Annotated in this window: 14 protein-coding genes; 5 read left to right on the top strand and 9 right to left on the bottom strand. The window is 68.5% G+C overall.

Annotated features, from left to right (window positions below):
• Positions 1–24: 24 nt before the first annotated feature.
• The 3 genes from N5079_RS25730 to N5079_RS25720 all read right to left on the bottom strand — a co-directional run bounded on the left by N5079_RS25730 (position 25) and on the right by N5079_RS25720 (position 5,988).
• Complete coding sequence (locus N5079_RS25730; protein WP_261586644.1) at positions 25–2,982, bottom strand: DUF11 domain-containing protein; 2,958 nt, start codon at positions 2,980–2,982, stop codon at positions 25–27.
• A gap of 282 nt (positions 2,983–3,264) precedes the next feature.
• Positions 3,265–5,364, bottom strand: coding sequence for a hypothetical protein (locus N5079_RS25725; RefSeq protein WP_261586642.1), 2,100 nt, complete (start codon positions 5,362–5,364; stop codon positions 3,265–3,267).
• A gap of 414 nt (positions 5,365–5,778) precedes the next feature.
• Positions 5,779–5,988, bottom strand: coding sequence for a molybdopterin-binding protein (locus N5079_RS25720; RefSeq protein ID WP_261586641.1), 210 nt, complete (start codon positions 5,986–5,988; stop codon positions 5,779–5,781).
• A gap of 523 nt (positions 5,989–6,511) precedes the next feature.
• Here N5079_RS25720 and N5079_RS25715 point away from each other — a divergent pair.
• On the top strand, positions 6,512–7,414 hold the full coding sequence (locus N5079_RS25715; RefSeq protein WP_261586640.1) for a hypothetical protein: 903 nt from the start codon (positions 6,512–6,514) through the stop codon (positions 7,412–7,414).
• A gap of 4 nt (positions 7,415–7,418) precedes the next feature.
• Here N5079_RS25715 and N5079_RS25710 read toward each other — a convergent pair whose 3' ends face one another.
• Positions 7,419–8,387: an ArsR/SmtB family transcription factor gene (locus tag N5079_RS25710; RefSeq protein WP_261586639.1), complete on the bottom strand. Its 969-nt coding sequence runs from the start codon at positions 8,385–8,387 to the stop codon at positions 7,419–7,421.
• 74 nt (positions 8,388–8,461) lie between these two features.
• On the opposite strand from N5079_RS25710, the gene N5079_RS25705 reads away from it, so the two are divergent.
• From N5079_RS25705 to N5079_RS25690, 4 genes are all read left to right on the top strand, one after another.
• Entirely contained in the window at positions 8,462–9,658 is a 1,197-nt protein-coding gene (locus N5079_RS25705) for an MFS transporter (protein WP_261586638.1), read from the top strand.
• A 248-nt stretch (positions 9,659–9,906) separates the two neighbouring features.
• A complete protein-coding gene (locus tag N5079_RS25700; protein WP_261586637.1) occupies positions 9,907–11,109 on the top strand; it encodes a serine hydrolase domain-containing protein in 1,203 nt (400 codons plus the stop codon).
• A 618-nt stretch (positions 11,110–11,727) separates the two neighbouring features.
• Positions 11,728–12,381: an ArsR/SmtB family transcription factor gene (locus N5079_RS25695; protein ID WP_261586636.1), complete on the top strand. Its 654-nt coding sequence runs from the start codon at positions 11,728–11,730 to the stop codon at positions 12,379–12,381.
• Positions 12,378–13,718 (top strand): MFS transporter, encoded by a 1,341-nt coding sequence (locus N5079_RS25690; protein ID WP_261586635.1) that lies wholly within the window; start codon positions 12,378–12,380, stop codon positions 13,716–13,718. The genes N5079_RS25695 and N5079_RS25690 overlap by 4 nt, the downstream gene beginning before the upstream one ends.
• Before the next feature lie 359 nt (positions 13,719–14,077).
• Here the strand turns inward: N5079_RS25690 and N5079_RS25685 are convergent, their stop codons facing one another.
• From N5079_RS25685 to N5079_RS25665, 5 genes are all read right to left on the bottom strand, one after another.
• Positions 14,078–14,455, bottom strand: coding sequence for a winged helix-turn-helix transcriptional regulator (locus N5079_RS25685; RefSeq protein ID WP_261586634.1), 378 nt, complete (start codon positions 14,453–14,455; stop codon positions 14,078–14,080).
• A gap of 13 nt (positions 14,456–14,468) precedes the next feature.
• Positions 14,469–15,056 carry an NADPH-dependent FMN reductase gene (locus N5079_RS25680; RefSeq protein ID WP_261586633.1) on the bottom strand — a complete coding sequence of 196 codons (588 nt, stop codon included), beginning with the start codon at positions 15,054–15,056 and terminating at the stop codon, positions 14,469–14,471.
• Positions 15,057–15,263: 207 nt separating this feature from the next.
• Complete coding sequence (locus tag N5079_RS25675) at positions 15,264–16,898, bottom strand: GMC oxidoreductase (RefSeq protein WP_261586632.1); 1,635 nt, start codon at positions 16,896–16,898, stop codon at positions 15,264–15,266.
• Between the two features lie 104 nt (positions 16,899–17,002).
• Positions 17,003–17,515, bottom strand: a complete 513-nt coding sequence (locus tag N5079_RS25670) for a carboxymuconolactone decarboxylase family protein (RefSeq protein WP_261586631.1) — start codon at positions 17,513–17,515, stop codon at positions 17,003–17,005.
• Entirely contained in the window at positions 17,512–18,591 is a 1,080-nt protein-coding gene (locus N5079_RS25665; RefSeq protein ID WP_261586629.1) for a dihydrodipicolinate reductase, read from the bottom strand. Before N5079_RS25665 ends, N5079_RS25670 begins: the two co-directional genes overlap by 4 nt.
• Positions 18,592–18,825: the final 234 nt, after the last annotated feature.

Genomic DNA, 18,825 nt, shown 5'->3' with positions numbered 1-18,825 from the left:
CGGAGGCCCCGCCCACTCGGATGCTCAGCCTCCGATCACTCGTACGGAGTCACAGCCCAGGAACGTGTAGGAGTTTCCGTCCGGCGCCCTGTACTTGCCCTTGAGGCACGCCTGCGTCGTGCCCGCTCGCAGTCCCGACTCGTCGGGCTTGAAGTGCAAGACCAGGTCGAGGTCGCCGTCGCGGGTGCGCTCGTCCAGTTCGTAGGAGCGCTCAGGGTGGCCGCGGCCGTGCATCTCCCGCGCTCCGACGGGGGTGGCCGTGTTGAAGAGGTTCTCCCTCAGGCCCCACAGGGTCGCCGACACGTCGATGGCGGTGGCGTCGAAGTCGAGCGGCAGGCCGTACTCGCCGGCTCTCGTGGTCAGCGCCGCCAATGTGGCGTCGGTGTTGAGGTTGATGGGGTTGGGGAAGCTTCCCGGCCGGACGTTGATGGCGATGGGTACGACGCAGTCGATCCGGAACTCGGTCGTGCGCCGGTTGTTGGTCGTGTCCGGGTCGATGTCCTCGGCGTTCCTCAACGCCAGCCCGGAGACGAGCGAGACCGTCTTGACTCCCGGTGACGTGCATTCCACCTGGGCCGTCGAGCCTAGGGTGCGCGGACTGCCGACCGTCAGAGCACGCACGTCCTGAGTGGACGCCGGCGGTGTGACGACGACCCCTCCGCCGGCTGTGGCCGTCGTGGACAGCACGGCGTCGATCGGAGTCGACGGACCGGCGTTTTCGACGGTCGTCTCCAGCGAGATCTGCGCGGGCTGACCGATGAGAACCTCCAGCGGACCGGAGCCCTTCACATCGGTGATCTTCACGTCCGCCATGGCGACGACGCGGGTGGTCGCGGTCGCCGAGTTGTTCGCCGTGTCCGTATCGGAGCCGTCATGCGAGACCTTGGCGGTGGAGACGATGTCCTTGGGGCCGCCGTTCTTGTAGACGAGATCGGCCGGCACGCTCACTTTCACGGTGGCGGAGGCGGTCGCCCCCGGCGCCACGTTCCCCACCAGGCAGGTCACTGTGCCCGCGGCGTGGCTGCACCCCGGCGAGGCCGAGACGAAGGTGACGTCCTCGGGCAGGGTTTGTTCGATCTTGACTGAGTACGCCGTGTTGGTGGTTCCGCGGTTCTGCGCCTCCAGCCCGTAGGTGAGCTGCGTTCCCGCGCCGACCGGGTCAGGCGTGTCCGTCAGGCGGATCTCCATGTCCGTCAGGCTCATCGCCTCGCGGACCGCCGCGCGGATGTAGTCGGCGGTGGTCTTGTCGAGTTCCTCCGATGACGTGACCGCCTCTCCGCTGGACGGGGGAGACAGGGGTCCCTTGTACTGCAGATGGTCCCAGTCCTTGTAACCGTAGAGCTCGGGCGTTCCCTTGCTGCCGGGCGGCGGCGTGGCCATGGGACAGCCCTGGGAGCCGGGGATCCCCATGAAGTTGACGTCGGCGGCGACGGTGCCCGCGTCGATGTTCGCCGGGTTGTCACGGTCCCAGTCGACCGCGACGTTTCCGGCGCTGGAGCGCCAGGGAAGTGCTCCGTCGCCGTCCCAGAAGAAGGTGTCGGGACCGGCTCCGATGCCGTCGCCCTCGTCCAGCGCGTCCTCGTCGAGGTCCTTCAACGCCACCCGGGAGTAGTCGAGCCGCAGGCGGTCACGGCCGTCGATGGTGCCGTCATCGTTCAGATCGACAGTCGGCGGTGGGAGGGAGGCGTCCGGTATGCCGGTCGTCTGGTACACGTAACTCATGATCGAGTGGTAGTTCGGCTTGCAGTTGACCTTGTCGCCGCCACCGTGGCCCAGCCCGAGCGCGTGTCCGAGCTCGTGCATGAACGATCCCGACTGGTCGCGCACGGTCCCGACGCTCCCGTCCCACTGGCCGAGGCTGATCAGGACGTCCTTGCCGCTGTCGGAGCAGCACAGACCGGAGCTGTCGTTGACCACGGGCGGCCCTCCCGGCGACGCGGGCGCGTCCGGCTGGTTGTGGCCCCACAGCGAGTAATGGAAGTAGGGCCGCAGCGCGGGATCGAAGTTCGCCTTCCGGATGGACTCGCCGGTGGCGCCTCCCGGCCCCGAAGCCCAATCGAGTTTGTCCGTCTCGGGCAGCGCGTCGTCGACGACGGCGAGCAGCTGAACTCCGCTGCTCTTGTCCGCGGTGGCGTACGGGCACCCGGGTTTGGCCGGCACGGCGCCCGCCCCGAAAGCCGCGACGGCTTCGTTCAGGGCGTCCTGTTTGGGCCGGTGCGTATGGTCGGGGAGGGTGTCGGGATCGGGGCCGTCAGGGCCGTCCATGTAGTCGATTTCGACGAGGATGGTCGGCCGGCACGGGCTGGCGCTCACCGGCGTGGGGCTTCCGTTGGCGGTGAGCGCGCGCAGGTTGCCGTGATCGGGGATTTTGCCGTCCTTGGCGGCGACGATCGCCGACCGCTCGATTCCGTCATGCAGCCCGTCGCCGTCGAAGTCGACGGTGTCCCCGAAGGTGACGGAGAAGAAGATCGCCGCGGAGTCGTCGCCGCTGCCCGTCGCGTAGCCGAGGTTGGCGGTCGGCACGTCGCCGGAGAAGTCGCCCGTGTTCGGATCGATGGTGATGTCGAGGTTCGAATCACCCGGCGCGATGTCGATCAGGTCGTCGCCGCTGGTGCTGTCGTGGTCCCAGAGCTGGATCCGGACGCCGAACGGTCCGGCATCGCGGTCGACCGTGCCGGAGAGTTGCCAGTTCGGCTCTACCTCGGAGAGATCGTCGGGGGCCCGGGGGGAACGGACCTCCCCGTCGGGGAAGAACACCTTGGCGTAGTAGTCGTTGCCACAGCTGTCTCCCAGGACGCTGTCGTTGTCGTCGCAGTTCACCTCCCAGATGTGGTGGATCGTGACCGTGACCTTCAGGGGACTCGCGGCCTCGGCCGCGGGCGGTGCCGCCACGGCGGCACCGAGTGCCAGCGCCGTGACGGCGACCAGCCACCTCGGCCGCCGGAGCCGCCCCCGTTTTCTCTGAGATAAATCGTGATCCATTGCCGTGTCCATCGCCGCGCCCTTCCGCTTCAGGCTCTGACCTCTGAACCGGACGGTAGGACCGCGCGCCGGGGCGGCACATGAGTAGCCCCATGCCCAAACCCCGGCCGGCCGCTCGCAGGGCCGTCGGCCGCGCGCTGCCGATCTCGGGTCCGGGAGGCGTGGGCCGCTCACGACGCGCACGCGGCGGCGCGGGTGGCTCAGTCGGCGGTGGACGCCGGGGCCGTGTCGAGGCCCCTCATCCTGGGGCGGCCCCGAATGTCATGTGCCGCACCTTATCGATCAAGCACAGCCGGGGGCGGCGCAGGTGAGGAAGTGATAGGCGTCGGTTCCGGTGGGGTCGGCGCTGCCGTACCAGAGGATGTGCGTCCTGCGGTCGGGGCCGACCGCCGCGTCCAGGTGGCCCACGCCGCCGAACGTGCGGATCAGGGGGGTCTCCGCGCGGCGGTCGCAGCGGTCGTCCTGGCAGCTGAGCACGGCCAGACGGTCGCTCGCCCGGTCGTATCCGGCCAGCATGGGACGGCCGCGTGAGTCCAGCGCGAGGCCGGGCGCGCCCAGAGCGATGATCTCGGGTACCCGGACCTCTCGCGGGGGCTGCGAGCACGCGGGATCGGCGCAGGTGAAGATCTTCGCCGTGTCGTCCTCCGGGTCGTTGAGGACCAGCACGGGCCTGTCGTCCGGCCTGAGCGCGATCTGGCCCCGGAAGGATCCCGTGGCCCGCAGGCCCAGCTCCGACCGCGATGCGTCGAAGGTGTTGATCGCGGGCTTCACGCAAGCCGCGGAGTCGCAGCGTGCCACGGTGGTCTTCTGGCTGCTCCGGTCGGTGTACGCGATGACCGGCCGGCCGTCCGCCGTCGCGGTGATGGCGAGGATCCGGTTGTCCAGGCTGACGCTGGTGGTGCTGTTCGTGACCGTTCCCAGCGGGATCGTCCGGTGGTCCGCGCATGCGAAGTCGCGGCACAGCGCGAGTTGGACGAGCGCGGTTTCGCCGTACCGGCCCCCGGGGCCGGGCGCGATCGAGGCGATGGCAATCCCGTTCGCCGTCGCGACGGCGGCGGCGTGCACTTCAAGCCAGGAACCGTCCCTGGCTCTCAACGGTGGTCCAGACCGTCGCGCGCACCCGGTGGGCCTGCAGGAGAACAGATGCAGCTCCATGCGGTCTCGGCCGCCGGGGATGAGCACCCATCCCGCGATCAGGACTGAGCCGTCGGCCGTCACCGTGACCGCGGGGTGGATGTCGAAATACTGCTTCAGAGTGACGGTGGTGTGGCCGCCGCAGGTCGCGTCGTCACAGAAGGTCAGCGTCGGATCGCCGTCGGCCCTGATGATGACCGGCCTGCCGTTGGGGAGGTAGGTGATCTGGGTGGTCGGGTACCGCGTCAGATGGTTCGTGCCCACCTCGTTGTCGATCACGCTGACCAGCTCGCGCGGGTTGGCGACCAGATAGGTGCCGTACAGCAGGCCGGGGAGCAGAGCGAGTATGAGCGGCCACCACCCGGCGCGCCGAGTCCCTCGGGCCGGCCCGCCGCCGGGCGCGGGCTCGGTGCTTTCCCGTCCGGCCTGCCGGAGGTAGGCGTAGCAGCACGCCAGCGTGGCGGCCTGAAACGGCGCCAGGAGGATGGAGGCGACCAACCGGAGGGCGTCGCTGATCGGCGCGCCGGTCTCCACCGGGAACGCCGCGCCCAGTCCGTAGAGGCCCAGATGGACCAGGCCCGGGAGGGCGACGAACCCCAATCCCGTCATCCATATGACGCCGACATAGTCGCGAGCGATCAGACGCATGGTCGTCTCAAGCGGAAGAACCCGGTCCGCCAGCGCCGCCCAGGCGATCAGGGTGGGAAGCGCGAAGATGCCCGCCGCGATCAGCAGGATGAGACCCGGCACGATGGAGGCCGCCTGGGTGGAAATCCACGAGGCGCCGACGAGCAACCCGAAGAGGACCAGCCCGAACTGCAGGGTCAGCAGAAGAAAGGAATGGGACCGGCGAAGAATCCGCAGTACGGCACGGCCCGCCGACAGCGGCTGACCCTCGATGAAATCGAGCACGAGGCGGGCGCCCGCCGCCAGGCAGAGGAGTCCGCCCAGAATCGTCGCCACGGCGGTCACGGCCAGAACCCCGATCATGACCGGCGACGATTCGACGAGGCGCGGCGAACCGTTGAAGAGGACGACTCCGTGTCCCATGGCCACGAGCACGACCAGGAGCGTCGCGATTCCCGGGAGAACGGTCATGGCGCATATCGCCAGCAGGTGCCGGTGAAGTCGCCAGGCCGTGCCGTACATGACGAGGAGGGCGGTGCCATGGTCCGTCATCTGGGTGAACGTGTCCGGTGACCATCCCGGGGATTCCGGCGTCGTGCTCACGGACCGTTCGAGAGCCATCTCTCTCCTCACGGGTGGCCGTCTTGTTTCGCGAGAAGACTCGGACGCGCCTGTCTGGGGGGACGATCTCAGTGTCAGCCACGCTGACCTCAGGCGCCACGGATTTCGGCTACGAACTTCGCTCCGCCGGCGTGGCGGGAACGATCTCGACCTTGAGGTGTTTCATGAGGGGTTGGTCGCTCTGCTCGCTGTAGTCGGCTGCCGCGCACAGCGCGTTCATCTCCGGCATGTAACCCACGGCGCAGCCCGGCGGGATGTCGTACCGGATGGCCCGGTAGCCACGGACGGACTTGGTGCTAGTCGTGGGGGACGATGGTCCGGGTGGCCGCGGCCTCGACGAGCGGGTTGACGTGCATGATCTGCGCACCCCGTCGGTAGGCCCGGTACGGCCACCGGCCGCACCGGGCGCCGCGCTCAATCCCCGACGGCCAAGATCAGGTCGGAGGCCTTGATGACCGCTGTGACCTGGCTGCCCTCGGCCAGCCCCAGCTCCCGAGCGGCCTCCACGGTTATCGAGGCAACCAACCGCACTCCGCCCGCGTCGAGTTCGACGTTCGCGATCGCCTCACCGTGGGCGATCGCGGTGACCCGGGCGGGAATCTTGTTACGGGCGCTCAGCCGCATGACATCCCCTTCCTCGCACCATCAAAAAAGGCCGCCCCCGCATTTCGGGGTGGCCTGCCTCGACGGTAGACGATCAAACTCGGAAGAAGAACGACCCCGGTCGGGACGGTGAGGATGTCATCCATTGGAAACCATGGGAAACCCGCTCTCGTCGCTGAGGTCATACGCGCTGGGCATGGGGCGCGAGCCCGCTGGGCCGAGGTCGCCGCGCTGCGGGAGCGGGGCTCCAGATTGGAGGAGGAGCGCGCGGCCGCCGCCCGCGAGCGGCCCGCGCGCTCGCGCTTGCTCACCGCGGCCATCCGCACAGGCGGAACCGGCACCATGTAGTGGTCGATCCGGTTACACCCGCGCGGGGGACTGGTTCCTGGCTGTGCCCGGCGCCGGCCGTTCTGGCAGTGGCTCGCGCGATTTGGAAGCATTCCGGCAATTAGCCGACTTCATCTTTTTGCCGGCTGCGAGATCATTTTGTGATGCCATGACGACAGGATTCTTCTCACAGGCGTCAGTCTTCTGGGGGATCCAAATGAAACGTCTCGCAATCGTAGTCGCGGTCACGGCGTTAACTGCCCTTCTCGCCGGTGGCGGTCAGGCCCAAGCCGCCGCTCCCGCGGACCCGATCAAGGCATTGAGGAAACAGTTCGCCGCTGGGCGTGGAGTCCTGGTATCTGAGACGACTCGTAGCACCGTCACCGGGATCAAGGGCGATTACCGGACCCGGACCGTGGGCATGATCGGATTCGGTGAGTCCAGAGCGGTGAGCTACGACCTCACGTCGCGGCTGATAATCACGTCTGAGATCAAGGCCAAATACAGCGAGGAAGAGCAGGAATACCTGCGCGCCCCTCTCCGCGCGATCAAGGTGGGCCGCTACACCTACGTGTCCGGCTTCGAATGGGGAGAAATGCCCCCAAGGGTGAGCTGGGTCCGATTCGGCAAGGCCAATACCTGGTGGGGCAATGAGGGGCAGCGTGGTGACCAGCTCGTCGACGTCCTCGACCCGGCGATACTCAGGCTGGTGATGTCGAAGGCCACCAGCCCCAAGCCTGGCGAATATCGAGGCACCCTCACCGCGAAGGAGCTGTACAAGGACGGGTATGTCTTCTCCGACGTGGCCCAGATGTCCTTCAGGCTCTTCGTCAATCGTGACCAGTTGCCAGTTCGCCTGATCACGGAGCACAGTCAGAAGACCTATATCCCCAATCAGGACGGCGAGTGGGTCAAGGCCACTCAGCATGACGTGGTCGACACTCGCTACAACGACTGGGGTGTAAAGGTGAAGATCACGGCGCCTCCGGAGAATGAGGTCGTCGACTTCATCGATCTGCCGGGCCCTTTCGCTCCGCCGAATCCGCACGGCGGATCATTGACGTTCCTCGTCGACCGCGTCACCCGGGCGAGCGAACATGGAGCACCCACGCGCCCTTGACGACTCATCCGCTCCGTTGAGCTTTCACCAGGACGTCGCCGGCGTCCGTCCGGTAGTAGAGGACGGACCGCCCGGCGCGTCGCCGCCGGACCAGGTGGGCGTCGAGCAGGACTTTGAGGTGGCGGCCCACCGAGCCCAGGCCCTGGCCGGTCAGCGCCACCAGTTGCGTCGTGCTCTTCGGGGTGTCGAGGAGGACGAGGACACTCGCCCGCGCGGACCCGAGTAGCCTGGCCAGCGATTCGGGGGCTTCCTGGGTCGCCTGCGCCAGCGTGCCGGAGCACGGGTAGATCGCGGCGTAACGGTGTGGAATGTCCCACGAGACCCAGCCCTGGCGCGGCGTGACGGGGACGAACAGCAACTGCGCCCCGGAGATCTCTCGCGGCGGATAGTTGTGTGTGTTGATCTGTAGCCTGCCCTCTCCGAGCCAGCGCATCCCGGGGCGCATGTCGTTCAGAGCCGCGGCCCAGCCACCCTGGGTCAGCTGGGCCGTACGCGCGACGACGTCGGCCTCGATGATCCGTTGCCGCCGTGGCCAGTAGGGGAGCACCGATTCCGTCCAGACCCAGTCGAGCAGGTCGGCGGCACGTTCCGGCAGGTCGGGGCGGTCCAACGGGGCGGGGAGGGGGCCGCCCAGCGACACGGTGAGGTCGGCTCGGGCGGACTCGGGCGGGGTCTCGCGGACGCGCGCCAGCTCCTCCGCGAAGGTGGGCGCACCCTCGCCGGTAGGCGCGGGGGTCAGGAAGTCCGCGTTCCAGATCCGGCACAGACCGACCCTAACGAGCAGCGCGGTGACCGGGTCGCCCGCCAGTCGGTCGTGGTAGGCGGGCAGGTGGACGTCGAGCCACGCGCGCTCGCCCGGGTCAGCCGCCGTTCCCCGCTCCAGGGTCTTCAGGGTCGCGGTCGCTTCGGCGAGGGGAGACACGACGAACCGGCTCCTCGCGAGCGTGTCCGCGTTGACCACCCACCAGCCCATGTCCGGGCCCCCTGTCGTTTCGCGCCCTGGCGAAACAGTAACGGCCCCAGGCGAGGATCTTCGAGACTCCGGCCATGCGCACCTATCGAGAGCTCTTCCGGGCGCCGGAGTTCACCCCGCTCTTCCTGACGGCGTCTCTGCAGGTGGCGGCCCAGACGGTGAGCGGGCTGGCCCTCGGCACGCTGATCTACACGGCCACCGGCTCACCCCTGCTCGCCGCCCTCGCCATGTTCGGTCCGGCCCTCGCCCAGGTGGTCGGCGCGGCCACGCTGCTGTCGGCGGCCGACCGGCTGCCGCCGCGTGCCGCGCTGAGCGGTCTCGCACTGGTCTTCGGCATCGGCACGGCCGCGCAGGCCATCCCCGGCCTGCCCGTGTGGGCCGTCTTCGCCGTGCTCCTCGGAGACGGCGTGCTCGCCTCACTGGGCGGTGGAGTGCGTTACGGCCTGCTCAACGAGATCCTCTCCAGGGACGGTTACCTGCTTGGCCGCTCCGTGCTGAACATGTCCGTCGGAGCCATGCAGATCTGCGGGTTCGCGCTCGGCGGTGTGCTCGTGGCGACGCTGTCACCACGTGGCACGCTGCTCATTGGCGCCGCCCTGTACCTCGCCGCCGCGATCACCGCCCGGTTCGGCCTGAGCCCTCGGCCGGCACGCGCCGCCGGACGGCCGTCGGCCGCCGAGACCTGGCGGAACAACGCACTGCTGTGGTCGTCCAAGCCTCGCCGCTACGTCTACCTCGCCCTCTGGGTGCCCAACGGGCTGATCGTCGGCTGTGAGTCCCTCTACGTCTCCTACTCGCCCCGGCACGCGGGGCTCCTGTTCGCCTGCGCCGCTCTCGGCATGCTCGCCGGTGACACCCTGGCCGGCCGGTTCATCCCCCAGCGGTGGAGGGAACGGCTCGGCGGTCCTCTGCGGCTGCTGCTGGCCGCGCCGTACCTCGTCTTCGCCCTGAAGCCGGCGCTGCCGTTCGCGGTGGCTGCCGTGGTGCTCGCCTCGGTCGGCTACTCGGCGAGCCTGCTGCTCCAGGAGCGGCTCATGTCACTGACACCGGACGAGCTGAGCGGGCACGCTCTCGGGCTGCACACGTCCGGCATGCTCACCATGCAGGGCGTGGGCGCGGCCCTCGCGGGTGCGGTGGCCCAGCGCACCTCGCCCTCGACGGGGATGGTCGTGATGGCGGCGACCTCCGTCGCCGTCACCCTTGCCCTGGCGCACGGGCTGCGGCCCGAGCGGCGGAAGCCGCACGTCAGGCCGTCTGGGGCCACGGCGTGATATCCGCGCCGATCCGTCGGCAACCGATTGATGATCGGCCGCGGATCACGTTTCCGGCAGGGCTGAACCAGTACTTCACCGCCCGGATCTACTCGTAGTAGGTCACTTCGGTTGGAGGGGTCCCGCTTCGCGGTGGGCCCCTTTCGCTTTGTGGAGACGCACCCGCCCGGCAGCGGATGAGACGACTGAGGCCCGATGAGGGCCGCGCCGTCGTAAGGTCTGTAGCTCCGGGGGAGGAAGGAGCAGGGATGAGCGCTTCAGGTCTGTCGACCGTACGGCTCGGACGGATGCGCGAGGTGCTGACCGGTCACGTCGAACGTGGCGAGCTGCCGGGCGTGGTCGCTCTGGTGGCCAGGCGCGGCGAGGCGCACGTGGAGGCCATCGGCACGACCGAGGCCGGTGGCGGCGGCGGGCCGATACGCCGGGACGCGATCTTCCGAATCGCCTCGATCAGCAAGATGATCACGGCTGGCGCGGCGATGATCCTGGTGGAGGAGTGCCGGCTGCGGCTGGACGACCCGGTGGACGAACTGCTGCCCGAACTGGCCGGCCGCAAGGTCTTGAGACGCCCCGACGGGCCACTCGACGACACGGTTCCGGCGCATCGGCCCATCACCCCGCGCGACCTGCTGACGTTCCGGATGGGCATCGGCGCGGTGATGGCGCCGCCGGGGGCGTACCCGATCCAGCGGGCGATGGACGAGGCCGGGCTGTCCCCCGGCCCGCAGGCCGCGCCGGTCGAGCCTGATGAGTGGATCAAGCGGCTCGGCGACCTGCCGCTGGTTCACCAGCCGGGGGAGAAGTGGATGTACCACACCGGCTCCGATGTCCTGGGGGTGCTCATGGCCCGGGCCACCGGGCGGCCGTTGGAGGAGTTCCTCAGGGAGCGCCTCTTCGAGCCGCTCGGCATGAGGGACACCGGGTTTCACGTTCCCGCCGGCAAGCTGGACCGGCTACCCGCCGCCTACCGGTCCGATCAGGGGACGGGAGGGCTCGTGCTCGAAGACGACCCCCGCCAGAGCCGGTGGGGACGGCCGCCCGCCTTCCCCTCTGCCGGAGGGGGGCTCGTCTCGACCGCCGACGACCTGCTGGCCTTCTGCACGATGATGCTGAACAAGGGCCGGTACGGCGGGGACCGCCTCCTGTCTAGGCCCTCGGTCGAGCTGATGACCACCGACCAGCTCACCGAGGAGCAGAAGGCGGAGAACGCCGTGTTCTTCGGGGGCTCGAGCGGCTGGGGGTTCGGGGTCAGCGTCGTCACCCGGCGCGACGACCTCCCCGCCGTCCCCGGACGGTTCGGCTGGAACGGCGGCACGGGCACCTCCGTCTACACCGATCCGGCCGAGGAGCTGATCGGGATTTTGCTGACCCAGAGATACATGACCTCCCCGACGCCGCCCGCCGTGTTCCGCGACTTCTGGACCTGCGCCTACCAGGCCATCGACGACTGAGCGTGCCCGCGATCGGCGTACGAGGGTGTGACGACGGCCGGGGTGCGGCCCGAGTCACGGTACCGGCGTCGTCGCCTGATCGAGGACCGCGTGGCCACACCGGACATCAGGAATGGTCCCGCATGCATCTGGGAGAAGTACAGCTTCGGTGACGTGGTGGTGACGTGCGTTTTCTCATCATCCCCGATCTTCACCGTCCTCGGCCAGTTGGCCGCGTTGCCGCCGGCCGAACGTGATGCGCTCGCCGGCCGGGTGCCGCAGTTGATGGCCTACCTGGCATGGGTTCCCGATCCGCGTGACCCGAGAGGGGTGCAAGGTCGCCACCAGCCACAGCGAGACCGTCCATGGGCACGGCCGTACCGAGCAACGGTCGATCAAGGATTGCTCCGTGGCCGTCGGTGACGGATATTTCTTCGCCAATTCACGGCCATTCACGGCCGGATATCGAAATCGGCGGGCTGGCTTCTACGCACGAGAGGTCCAAACCGGGAGGGACCTCGAGTCCGGCGCGGTAGACGGCTGACGCCGTACGCCCATGCCGGGCGGATCGTCTGACCGCAAACACTTCTTCGCGAAGGACTCTTTGCAAAGGATTGTTTGCAGTCTAGATTTCGTGACATGGACGAGCGCGAGAAGCCGGGCGGGCCGTACGAGCCGAACCCTGAGACAGATGTGGTCCTGGACGCCAAGGGTCTGCGTGCCCTGGCCCATCCGGTGCGGGTGCAGTTGGTCGGGCTGCTGCGGATGTACGGCCCGTCGACGGCCACCCTGCTCGCGGGCCGGATGGGTCTGACGTCCGGGGCGACCAGCTACCACCTGCGGCAACTGGCCGCCGCCGGCTTCGTCGAGGAGGACATGGCGCGGGGGAACGCCCGGGAGCGCTGGTGGCGGTCGGTGCACCGGTCCACCTGGTTCAACGACATGGAGCTGGCCGAGCGAGAGCCCGAAGCCGCGCTGATGTACATGCAGTCCGTGCTGACCGCGCATTCGCAGCGGGCGCATCAGGCGCTCAACGAGCTTCAGACGATGCCCCGCGCCTGGCGAGACGTCTTCGACCTCAGCGACTGGTCGCTGCGGCTCACCCCCGAAGAGGTGGCGAGCCTGCAGGAGGAGCTGCGGTCGGTCATCGCCCGGTACAGGCGTGAAGCGCCGGAATCGGCGGTGGCCGCCCCCGAGGGCGCCCAACGTGTCTCACTGATCACGCATCTGCTTCCCGAGTTGGACGTGGAGGCCGAGACCGCGACGGGGTCCGGACCAGCGGAGACGACGTGAAGAGGGCAGCCGCGAACGCGGGAGATGAGACACCTGGCGGCACATCGGGCGGACGGAGCCTGCGGCCACTGACCGGGTTGCTGGCGGCCGAAGTCGTGTCCCTGACCGGCACCCGGGTCTCGGCCGTCGCGCTGCCGTGGTTCGTGCTCGTCACGACCGGCAGCGCCAGTCAGACGGGGCTGGTGGCCTTCTGTGAGATGACCCCGTATGTGGTGGTCAAGGCGTTCGCCGGGCCGATGGTGGACCGAATCGGTCCGCGAGCCGTGTCCTGGACCGCGGATTCGGTCAGCGCCGTCGCCGCCGGCTTGGTCCCGCTGCTCCAGTCCATGGACCTGCTCTCGTTCTGGGTGCTGCTGGTCCTGGTCGCGATCGTCGGGGCGGTGCGGGGCCCGGGCGATCTGGCGAAGCACATCATGGTTCCGGAGGCGGCCGAGCGCAGCCGGGTGCCGTTGGAGAGGGCCACCGGTCTCGCCGGTGTGGCCGAGCGACTCGCGTCCACGGTCGGCCCCGCGGCAGGGGGAGCTCTGGTGGCGCTGCTCGGCTCCATGACGGGCCTGATCGTCAACGCGGTCTGCTTCGCCCTGGGGTCGTTGATCACCGCGCTGGCCTTGCCGCGCGGCATGGGGCAGGCGGCGAACCAGAAGCCGGCGCCGGCCGGTGAGAAGGAGCCCGGCTACTGGCGGCGTTTCGGCGAGGGCCTCGTCTTCCTCCGCGGTGAGCCACTGCTGCTCACCGTCATCATCGTGGTGGGCATCACCAACCTGCTGGACGCGGCGTTCAACGCGCTGCTTGTGCCGGTCTGGGCGAAGGAGTCCGGTGGAGGGCCGGCGGCTATCGGCGTGATTGGCAGCGTGTGGGGGAGCGCGGCGGTCTGCGGAAGTCTGATCGCGTCAGCGATGGCACACCGTCTGCGGCGCAGAATCGTGTTCTTCATCGGCTTCCTGCTGGCCGGGTCTCCGCGCTTCCTGATCCTCGCCTTGGGCGCGCCGATGTGGCTGGTCCTGGTGGTGTTCGCCGTCGGTGGGTTCGGCGGCGGATTCCTCAACCCGATCCTCGGGGCGATCTCCTTCGAGCGGGTTCCGCGCCGGTTGCTGGGCCGCGTCGGAGCGCTGGGGGACTCGCTGGCCTGGGCGGGAATCCCTCTCGGCGGGCTCATCGCCGGAGTGGCGGTCGCCTCCTTCGGGCTCGTGCCCGTGCTCGTGGCGAGCGGAACGGCGTACTTCCTCACCACCAACCTGGCGGGGCTGCGCCCGGAATGGCGGGAGATGGACCGGCTGCGTGGCAGAGGCCGGGCGAGCGACACGCTCGCGGTCGGGGCAGGCCGCCCGGCGAGATGACCTTCCGGGCCCTCCGGGCCCTTCGCGCCTTGCCGTACGCCGAGGGCTTTGTAGCGTGTGATCATGCGCATGTTCCCGCGTGTGCCGTCCTGCCTGGTGTTTTGTGGCGCGTGATCATGCGCATGGTCCTGCGTGTGCCGTCCTGCCTGGTGTTTTGTACAGCGTGATCATGCACTACGCGGGCGCGCCCGCCGGACGGACACTGCATGATCACGAACAGTGGCGGCGCTGATCAGAGCGCGCGTGGCGGAATCCATGCATGATCACGATCTGGGAAACCGCATGTCCCGCGCTTTCCCGGGGAAACCCTGCATGATCACGGCGACGGGGGTGGGCAAATCGGTTGGCTGACCGGCTTCCTAGTGCTCTTCGATGTGCTCTTCGATCAGTGTGTGCTCGTCATCCGCCTGGCCGCCCTCGGGGATCGGGATCCACTTGTGCGACCAGGCGATCACGGCCTCCAGCGCGGGCTCCAGATCGCGGCCCTTCTCCGTCAGGTAGTACTCCACCTGAACGGGGGATGCCGGGATGACCCGTCGTTCGATGAGCCCCTCCGTCTCGAGCAGGCGCAACCGCTGGGTCAACATGGTGTCGCTCAGACCTGGCACCGCGGCCTTTATCTGCGCGTAGCGGCTCTGCCCCGTGAACATCGCGCGCAGGATGGCGCCGGACCAGCGCGAGCCGATCAGCTCGATGGCGGCATGAAATCTCACGCAGACGGTGTGTACATCGCTCATCGATCTCACCTTGTCACATCCCGGTTGAGTACGCTTCCGCGCGCAGAGGGCGCAGGACGTCGCTCGTCCGGACCAGCTCGTCGAACATGGCCTTGGCCGACGTGGTCATGACGTCGTTCGGGCTGACGTGGTCCTCGTCGTCGACGAACTGGCGGACGAAGGGGATGGACACCGCCTCGGTGAGAGGAGTCATCTTGAGCACGTTCAGGACCTGCTTGATCATCTGAGCGGCGCGCGTGCCGGCGGCCACTCCGCCGTAGCTCACGAGGCCGACCGGCTTGTACTGCCACTCGTTGTGCAGGTAGTCGATGGCGTTCTTCAGCTCGGCGTTGTACCCGTGGTTGTACTCCGGCATCACGAAGACGAACGCGTCCGCCCCGGCGATCTTGGCGCTCCAGTCGCGGGTGTGCTGGTGGGTGTACTGCCCCAGCCGAGGGTGGTTGGGCTCGTTCATGAAGGGCAGGTTCACCTCGGCCAGGTCGACGAGCTCGACCTCCGAGAAGCCGCCGTGCGCCTTCGCCTCTCCCTCGATCCACTGCCCGATCGCGAGACCGACCCGGCCGGGCCGGGTGCTGGCGACGATGATTTCCAACTTGGCCATGACGCGTTCTCCTCAGATGTTGTACGGCTCTCGCATGGCGGACGGACCCGACGGGAGACCGTTTCACCATGTCGGATGCTATCAACAAACCTGAGCTACAAATATTTCCTTAGTCCTCCCTGTGTGGATGGCCCACCGGGCGGGGCGTCGCCGCATAGGGAAGGCCGGCCACGCGCGTCCGTGGCCGGCCGTCAGATCGGGAGATCGCTACAGGTCGGTGGCGATGATCTTCTCGATGTTCCGTTCGGCGAGCGCTGTGATCGTGACGAACGGGTTCACACTGGTGTTGCCGGGGATCAGCGAGCCGTCGATGACGTACAGGCCGGGGTAGCCGGCGAGACGGCCGTAGTTGTCGGTGGCCTTGTTCAGGACCGCGCCGCCGAGCGGGTGGTACGTGAGGTGATCGCCCCAGATCTTGTAGACGCCGAAGAGGTCGGTCCGGTAGATCGTCCCCTCCTTTGCGTTGATCTTGTCGAAGATGCTCTTCGCCATGTCGATGGACGGCTGCTTCCAGGACGTCTGCCAGCTCAGGTCGACCTGGCCCGTCGCCGCGTTCCAGGTGAACTGGGCGCGGTTCGGGTTCTTGGTGATCGACAGATAGAAGGAGGCGTAGGTCTCGATGCCGGTGGGGAGCGGCGCGACCTCGGCGAACGCGCCACCGGCGGCCCAGTTGTCGATGCCGCAGCAGGGAATGGCCGACTGGAGCGAGCCGGTCGGGTCCCACAGGTGGTTGGCGCGGCCGCACATGACGTTGCCGTTGTCGCCCCAGCCCTTGCCCACCTCGTCGTTCAGGCCGGGCAGCGCTCCGGTGGCCTTCAGCTTGACCAGCAGCTTGCTGGTGCCGACGCTGCCGGCGGCGAAGAGCACCTTGTCCGCGGTCACGGTCTTGGTGGCCGTGGTGTCGCCGTTGGTGTTGATCTGGTCGATGACGACCGTGTAGCCGCCACCGGCCGCCGGGGCGACCGAGGTGACCTTGTGCAGCGGCGAGACGGTGACCCTGCCGGTGGCCCTGGCCTGGGCGATGTAGGTCTTCTGCAGTGACTTCTTGCCGTAGTTGTTGCCGTAGAGGATCTCGCCGGCCAGCGCCGACTGGGGGGCGGTTCCGGCCGCCTCCTGCTTCATGTAGTCCCAGTCGTACACGTCCGGCACGAAGACGAACGGGAAGCCGGAGCGCTGCGCCTGCTTACGGCCGACCCGGGCGTACTGGTAGCAGGCCGTGGAATCGAACCAGGCCGGGTCGATGGTGCCGACCCCGAGCCCGGCCCGTGCGCGCGGGTAGTACGTGTCGTACATCTCGTCGGCGTTCACGGACGGGAGGATGGCGGCGAAGTTCTCCCGCTTGGGGGTGACCGCCATGCCGCCGTTGACGAGCGAACCGCCGCCGACGCCCCGGCCCTGGTAGACCGTGATGCCGCTGAACTCCTCGGCGTCCAGGATCCCGGTGTAGCGGGGGATGCTCCTGTCGATCGGGAAGCCGAGGAAGTAGTTGAGGGGCGCCTTGGTCCTGGTGCGCAGCCAGTAGGACCGGTAGTCCGGCTCCCGCGTGTTGCAGAAGATCTTGCCGTCGGAGCCGGGGGTGTCCCAGGCCATGCCCATCTCGATCATCTGCACGTCGACGCCCGCCTCGGCGAGACGCAGGGCGGCCACGGAGCCGCCGTATCCGGTGCCGATCACCAGGGCCGGGACGTGGGCCCCGTCGGCGATAGGAGCGGCCGCGGGGAGGGCCGCGGCTCGGGCCGCGGTCACGCGACCCGACAGGGCGGCGGCTCCCAGGATGGAACCGGTTCCAACGATGAATCGACGACGCGAGACTGGGCCGATGCGGGGGTCGCTGTCACTCATGTGACGTTCCTCTTTCTCAGCGAAATGAGAACATGTTCTATATTTGCTCGCGCCGTGAGTCCCTACATGCCGATAAGTGGTTCTCTGCCTGGTGGAGTCCCAGGTCAGATCGCGTCTGCCCGCCTGACGGAGGGCGATGCACCGCTGGGCAGCACGCAGACGGTGTCGAGGCCCAGCACATGGTTGAGCCGGCCGAACGCCAGCCAGGAGCCGATGCTCATGCTCAGCTCCACGATCTCGAGCTGGCTGTAGTGCGCGGTCATCCGCGCCCAGAACTCGTCGTCGAGGCCGTGATGGTCCAGGGCGTACCGCTCGGCATACTCGGCGGCCAACCGCGTGCGGTCGTCGAAGGCGTCTGTCGTGCGCCACTGGGTCACCGCGTCGGCGAACTCCTCCTCGACCTTCTGCCCGTCCCGTTCGGTTCGCCAGTCGAGGCAGAAGGCGCACCCGTTGATCTGGGCGATCCGCAGCCGAGCGGCCTCGAACTCGCGGAGTCCGAGGGTCGTGTGGGCGTACACCGCGAGTGAGAAGCCGGACGCGGCGATCCCGATGCCGGGGACCATCTCGCCCCAGACGTACTGGATCGCGTCCTTGCCCTCGGGGACGTCGATGATCACGGGTGTTTCCTTCCGAGTTTGCCGACCGCCGGGCGCAGGGGGACGTCGAGCGCGTCGTAGAGCCCGGGCTCCGCGTCCACGAGCCAGTCGATGGCGCTCACCAGCCGGCCGACCGCGGTGGCGTTCCCGCCCGCGGACCGGTTGCCGCCCTCGTCGGTGGCCTCGACCGTGACCTCGATCCGCGGACGGCCCTCGATGATCACCCGATGTGCCCCTTCGCCGTCGGGCGGCGTCGGCCAGTCCGGCGCGCACGACGGATGGATGCGGGTGACGTGCTCGATGACGATGCGGGGTTCGCCCTCGACGATGCCCTGCACCTCGAACCGCACGGCGCCCTGGGTGCCGGCCTCGAACTCGCCCATCGCCTGAGTGCTCACCGTGGAGTCGAGAGGGCGCCGATCCAGGGTCTCGCGGATCTCGTCGAGCTCGACGCCGAGGGCCCTGGCCATGAGCCGGACCTGTCCGCCCCACACCATCGTCGGAACCGTCGGCGCGATCATCGGCGGCTCGTAGTCCATCGGCTGGCCCATGCCGACCAGGTAGCGGACGGAGTCGGGCTGGTCGTAGGTGGAGTAGTCGAAGATCTCCTGGCAGCGGACCACGTCGACCGTGGCGCCGAGGCCGCTGATCAGCAGTGGCAGCACGTCGTTGCCCCAGCCGGGGTCGACGCCGGAGACGAACAGCGAGCCGCCGCCGTCCGCGACGGCCGCCAGCACCGGTTCGCGCAGCTCCGGTGGGGCGTTGCGCTGGTCGTACAGCGCGTAGATCGAGGGGGTGACGACCACGGCTCCGGCCCGGATCGCCCTCATGATGTCGGCGAGGGCCTCGTCGGGGCGGATGTCGCCGGACGCCGCGTACACCACGGCCTGGGGACCGGCGGCCAGCACCGCCTCGACGTCGCCGGTCGCCGCGACACCCAACTCGTAGCCGAGCCTGCCCAGATCGCCCGCGTCACGGCCGACCTTGTCAGGGTTGTGGACCAGCACGGCGGTGAGCTCCAGCGCCGGGTGGGCCTCGACGGCCCGGATGGCCGCCCGGCCGACGTTGCCGGTGCCCCAGACGATCGTGGATATCATGGCCGGAGCGTAGCAAGCGCTTGGTTTGGTGTATAGTGCCATCACAAACCCGGACGACGGCGTGTGAACCGGCCACGGCCGGAGCCGGAGGACGGGCAGGCCGGTGGGGCCGCTCGGCGGTTTGTTTTCGGTTAATTCCCATTTCACGGGCTCGATAAAGTGGCGGCGATTTCATACGGGCACGTCCCGAGCACGCACCGCAACTGGATTGACGAATAGCGTCAAATCAATTTA

This window comes from Planotetraspora sp. A-T 1434, from assembly GCF_025420585.1.
GTDB lineage: Bacteria > Actinomycetota > Actinomycetes > Streptosporangiales > Streptosporangiaceae > JAOEGB01.
This window is presented reverse-complemented; position numbering and strand designations above follow the sequence as displayed.

What these genes read in the sequence shown, in the direction of transcription:
- N5079_RS25730 (WP_261586644.1), bottom strand. Translation starts at nt 2,982, where the DNA reads ATGGATCACGATTTATCTCAGAGAAAACGGGGGCGGCTCCGGCGGCCG.
- N5079_RS25725 (WP_261586642.1), bottom strand. Translation starts at nt 5,364, where the DNA reads ATGGCTCTCGAACGGTCCGTGAGCACGACGCCGGAATCCCCGGGATGG.
- N5079_RS25720 (WP_261586641.1), bottom strand. Translation starts at nt 5,988, where the DNA reads ATGCGGCTGAGCGCCCGTAACAAGATTCCCGCCCGGGTCACCGCGATC.
- N5079_RS25715 (WP_261586640.1), top strand. Translation starts at nt 6,512, where the DNA reads ATGAAACGTCTCGCAATCGTAGTCGCGGTCACGGCGTTAACTGCCCTT.
- N5079_RS25710 (WP_261586639.1), bottom strand. Translation starts at nt 8,387, where the DNA reads ATGGGCTGGTGGGTGGTCAACGCGGACACGCTCGCGAGGAGCCGGTTC.
- N5079_RS25705 (WP_261586638.1), top strand. Translation starts at nt 8,462, where the DNA reads ATGCGCACCTATCGAGAGCTCTTCCGGGCGCCGGAGTTCACCCCGCTC.
- N5079_RS25700 (WP_261586637.1), top strand. Translation starts at nt 9,907, where the DNA reads ATGAGCGCTTCAGGTCTGTCGACCGTACGGCTCGGACGGATGCGCGAG.
- N5079_RS25695 (WP_261586636.1), top strand. Translation starts at nt 11,728, where the DNA reads ATGGACGAGCGCGAGAAGCCGGGCGGGCCGTACGAGCCGAACCCTGAG.
- N5079_RS25685 (WP_261586634.1), bottom strand. Translation starts at nt 14,455, where the DNA reads ATGAGCGATGTACACACCGTCTGCGTGAGATTTCATGCCGCCATCGAG.
- N5079_RS25680 (WP_261586633.1), bottom strand. Translation starts at nt 15,056, where the DNA reads ATGGCCAAGTTGGAAATCATCGTCGCCAGCACCCGGCCCGGCCGGGTC.
- N5079_RS25675 (WP_261586632.1), bottom strand. Translation starts at nt 16,898, where the DNA reads ATGAGTGACAGCGACCCCCGCATCGGCCCAGTCTCGCGTCGTCGATTC.
- N5079_RS25665 (WP_261586629.1), bottom strand. Translation starts at nt 18,591, where the DNA reads ATGATATCCACGATCGTCTGGGGCACCGGCAACGTCGGCCGGGCGGCC.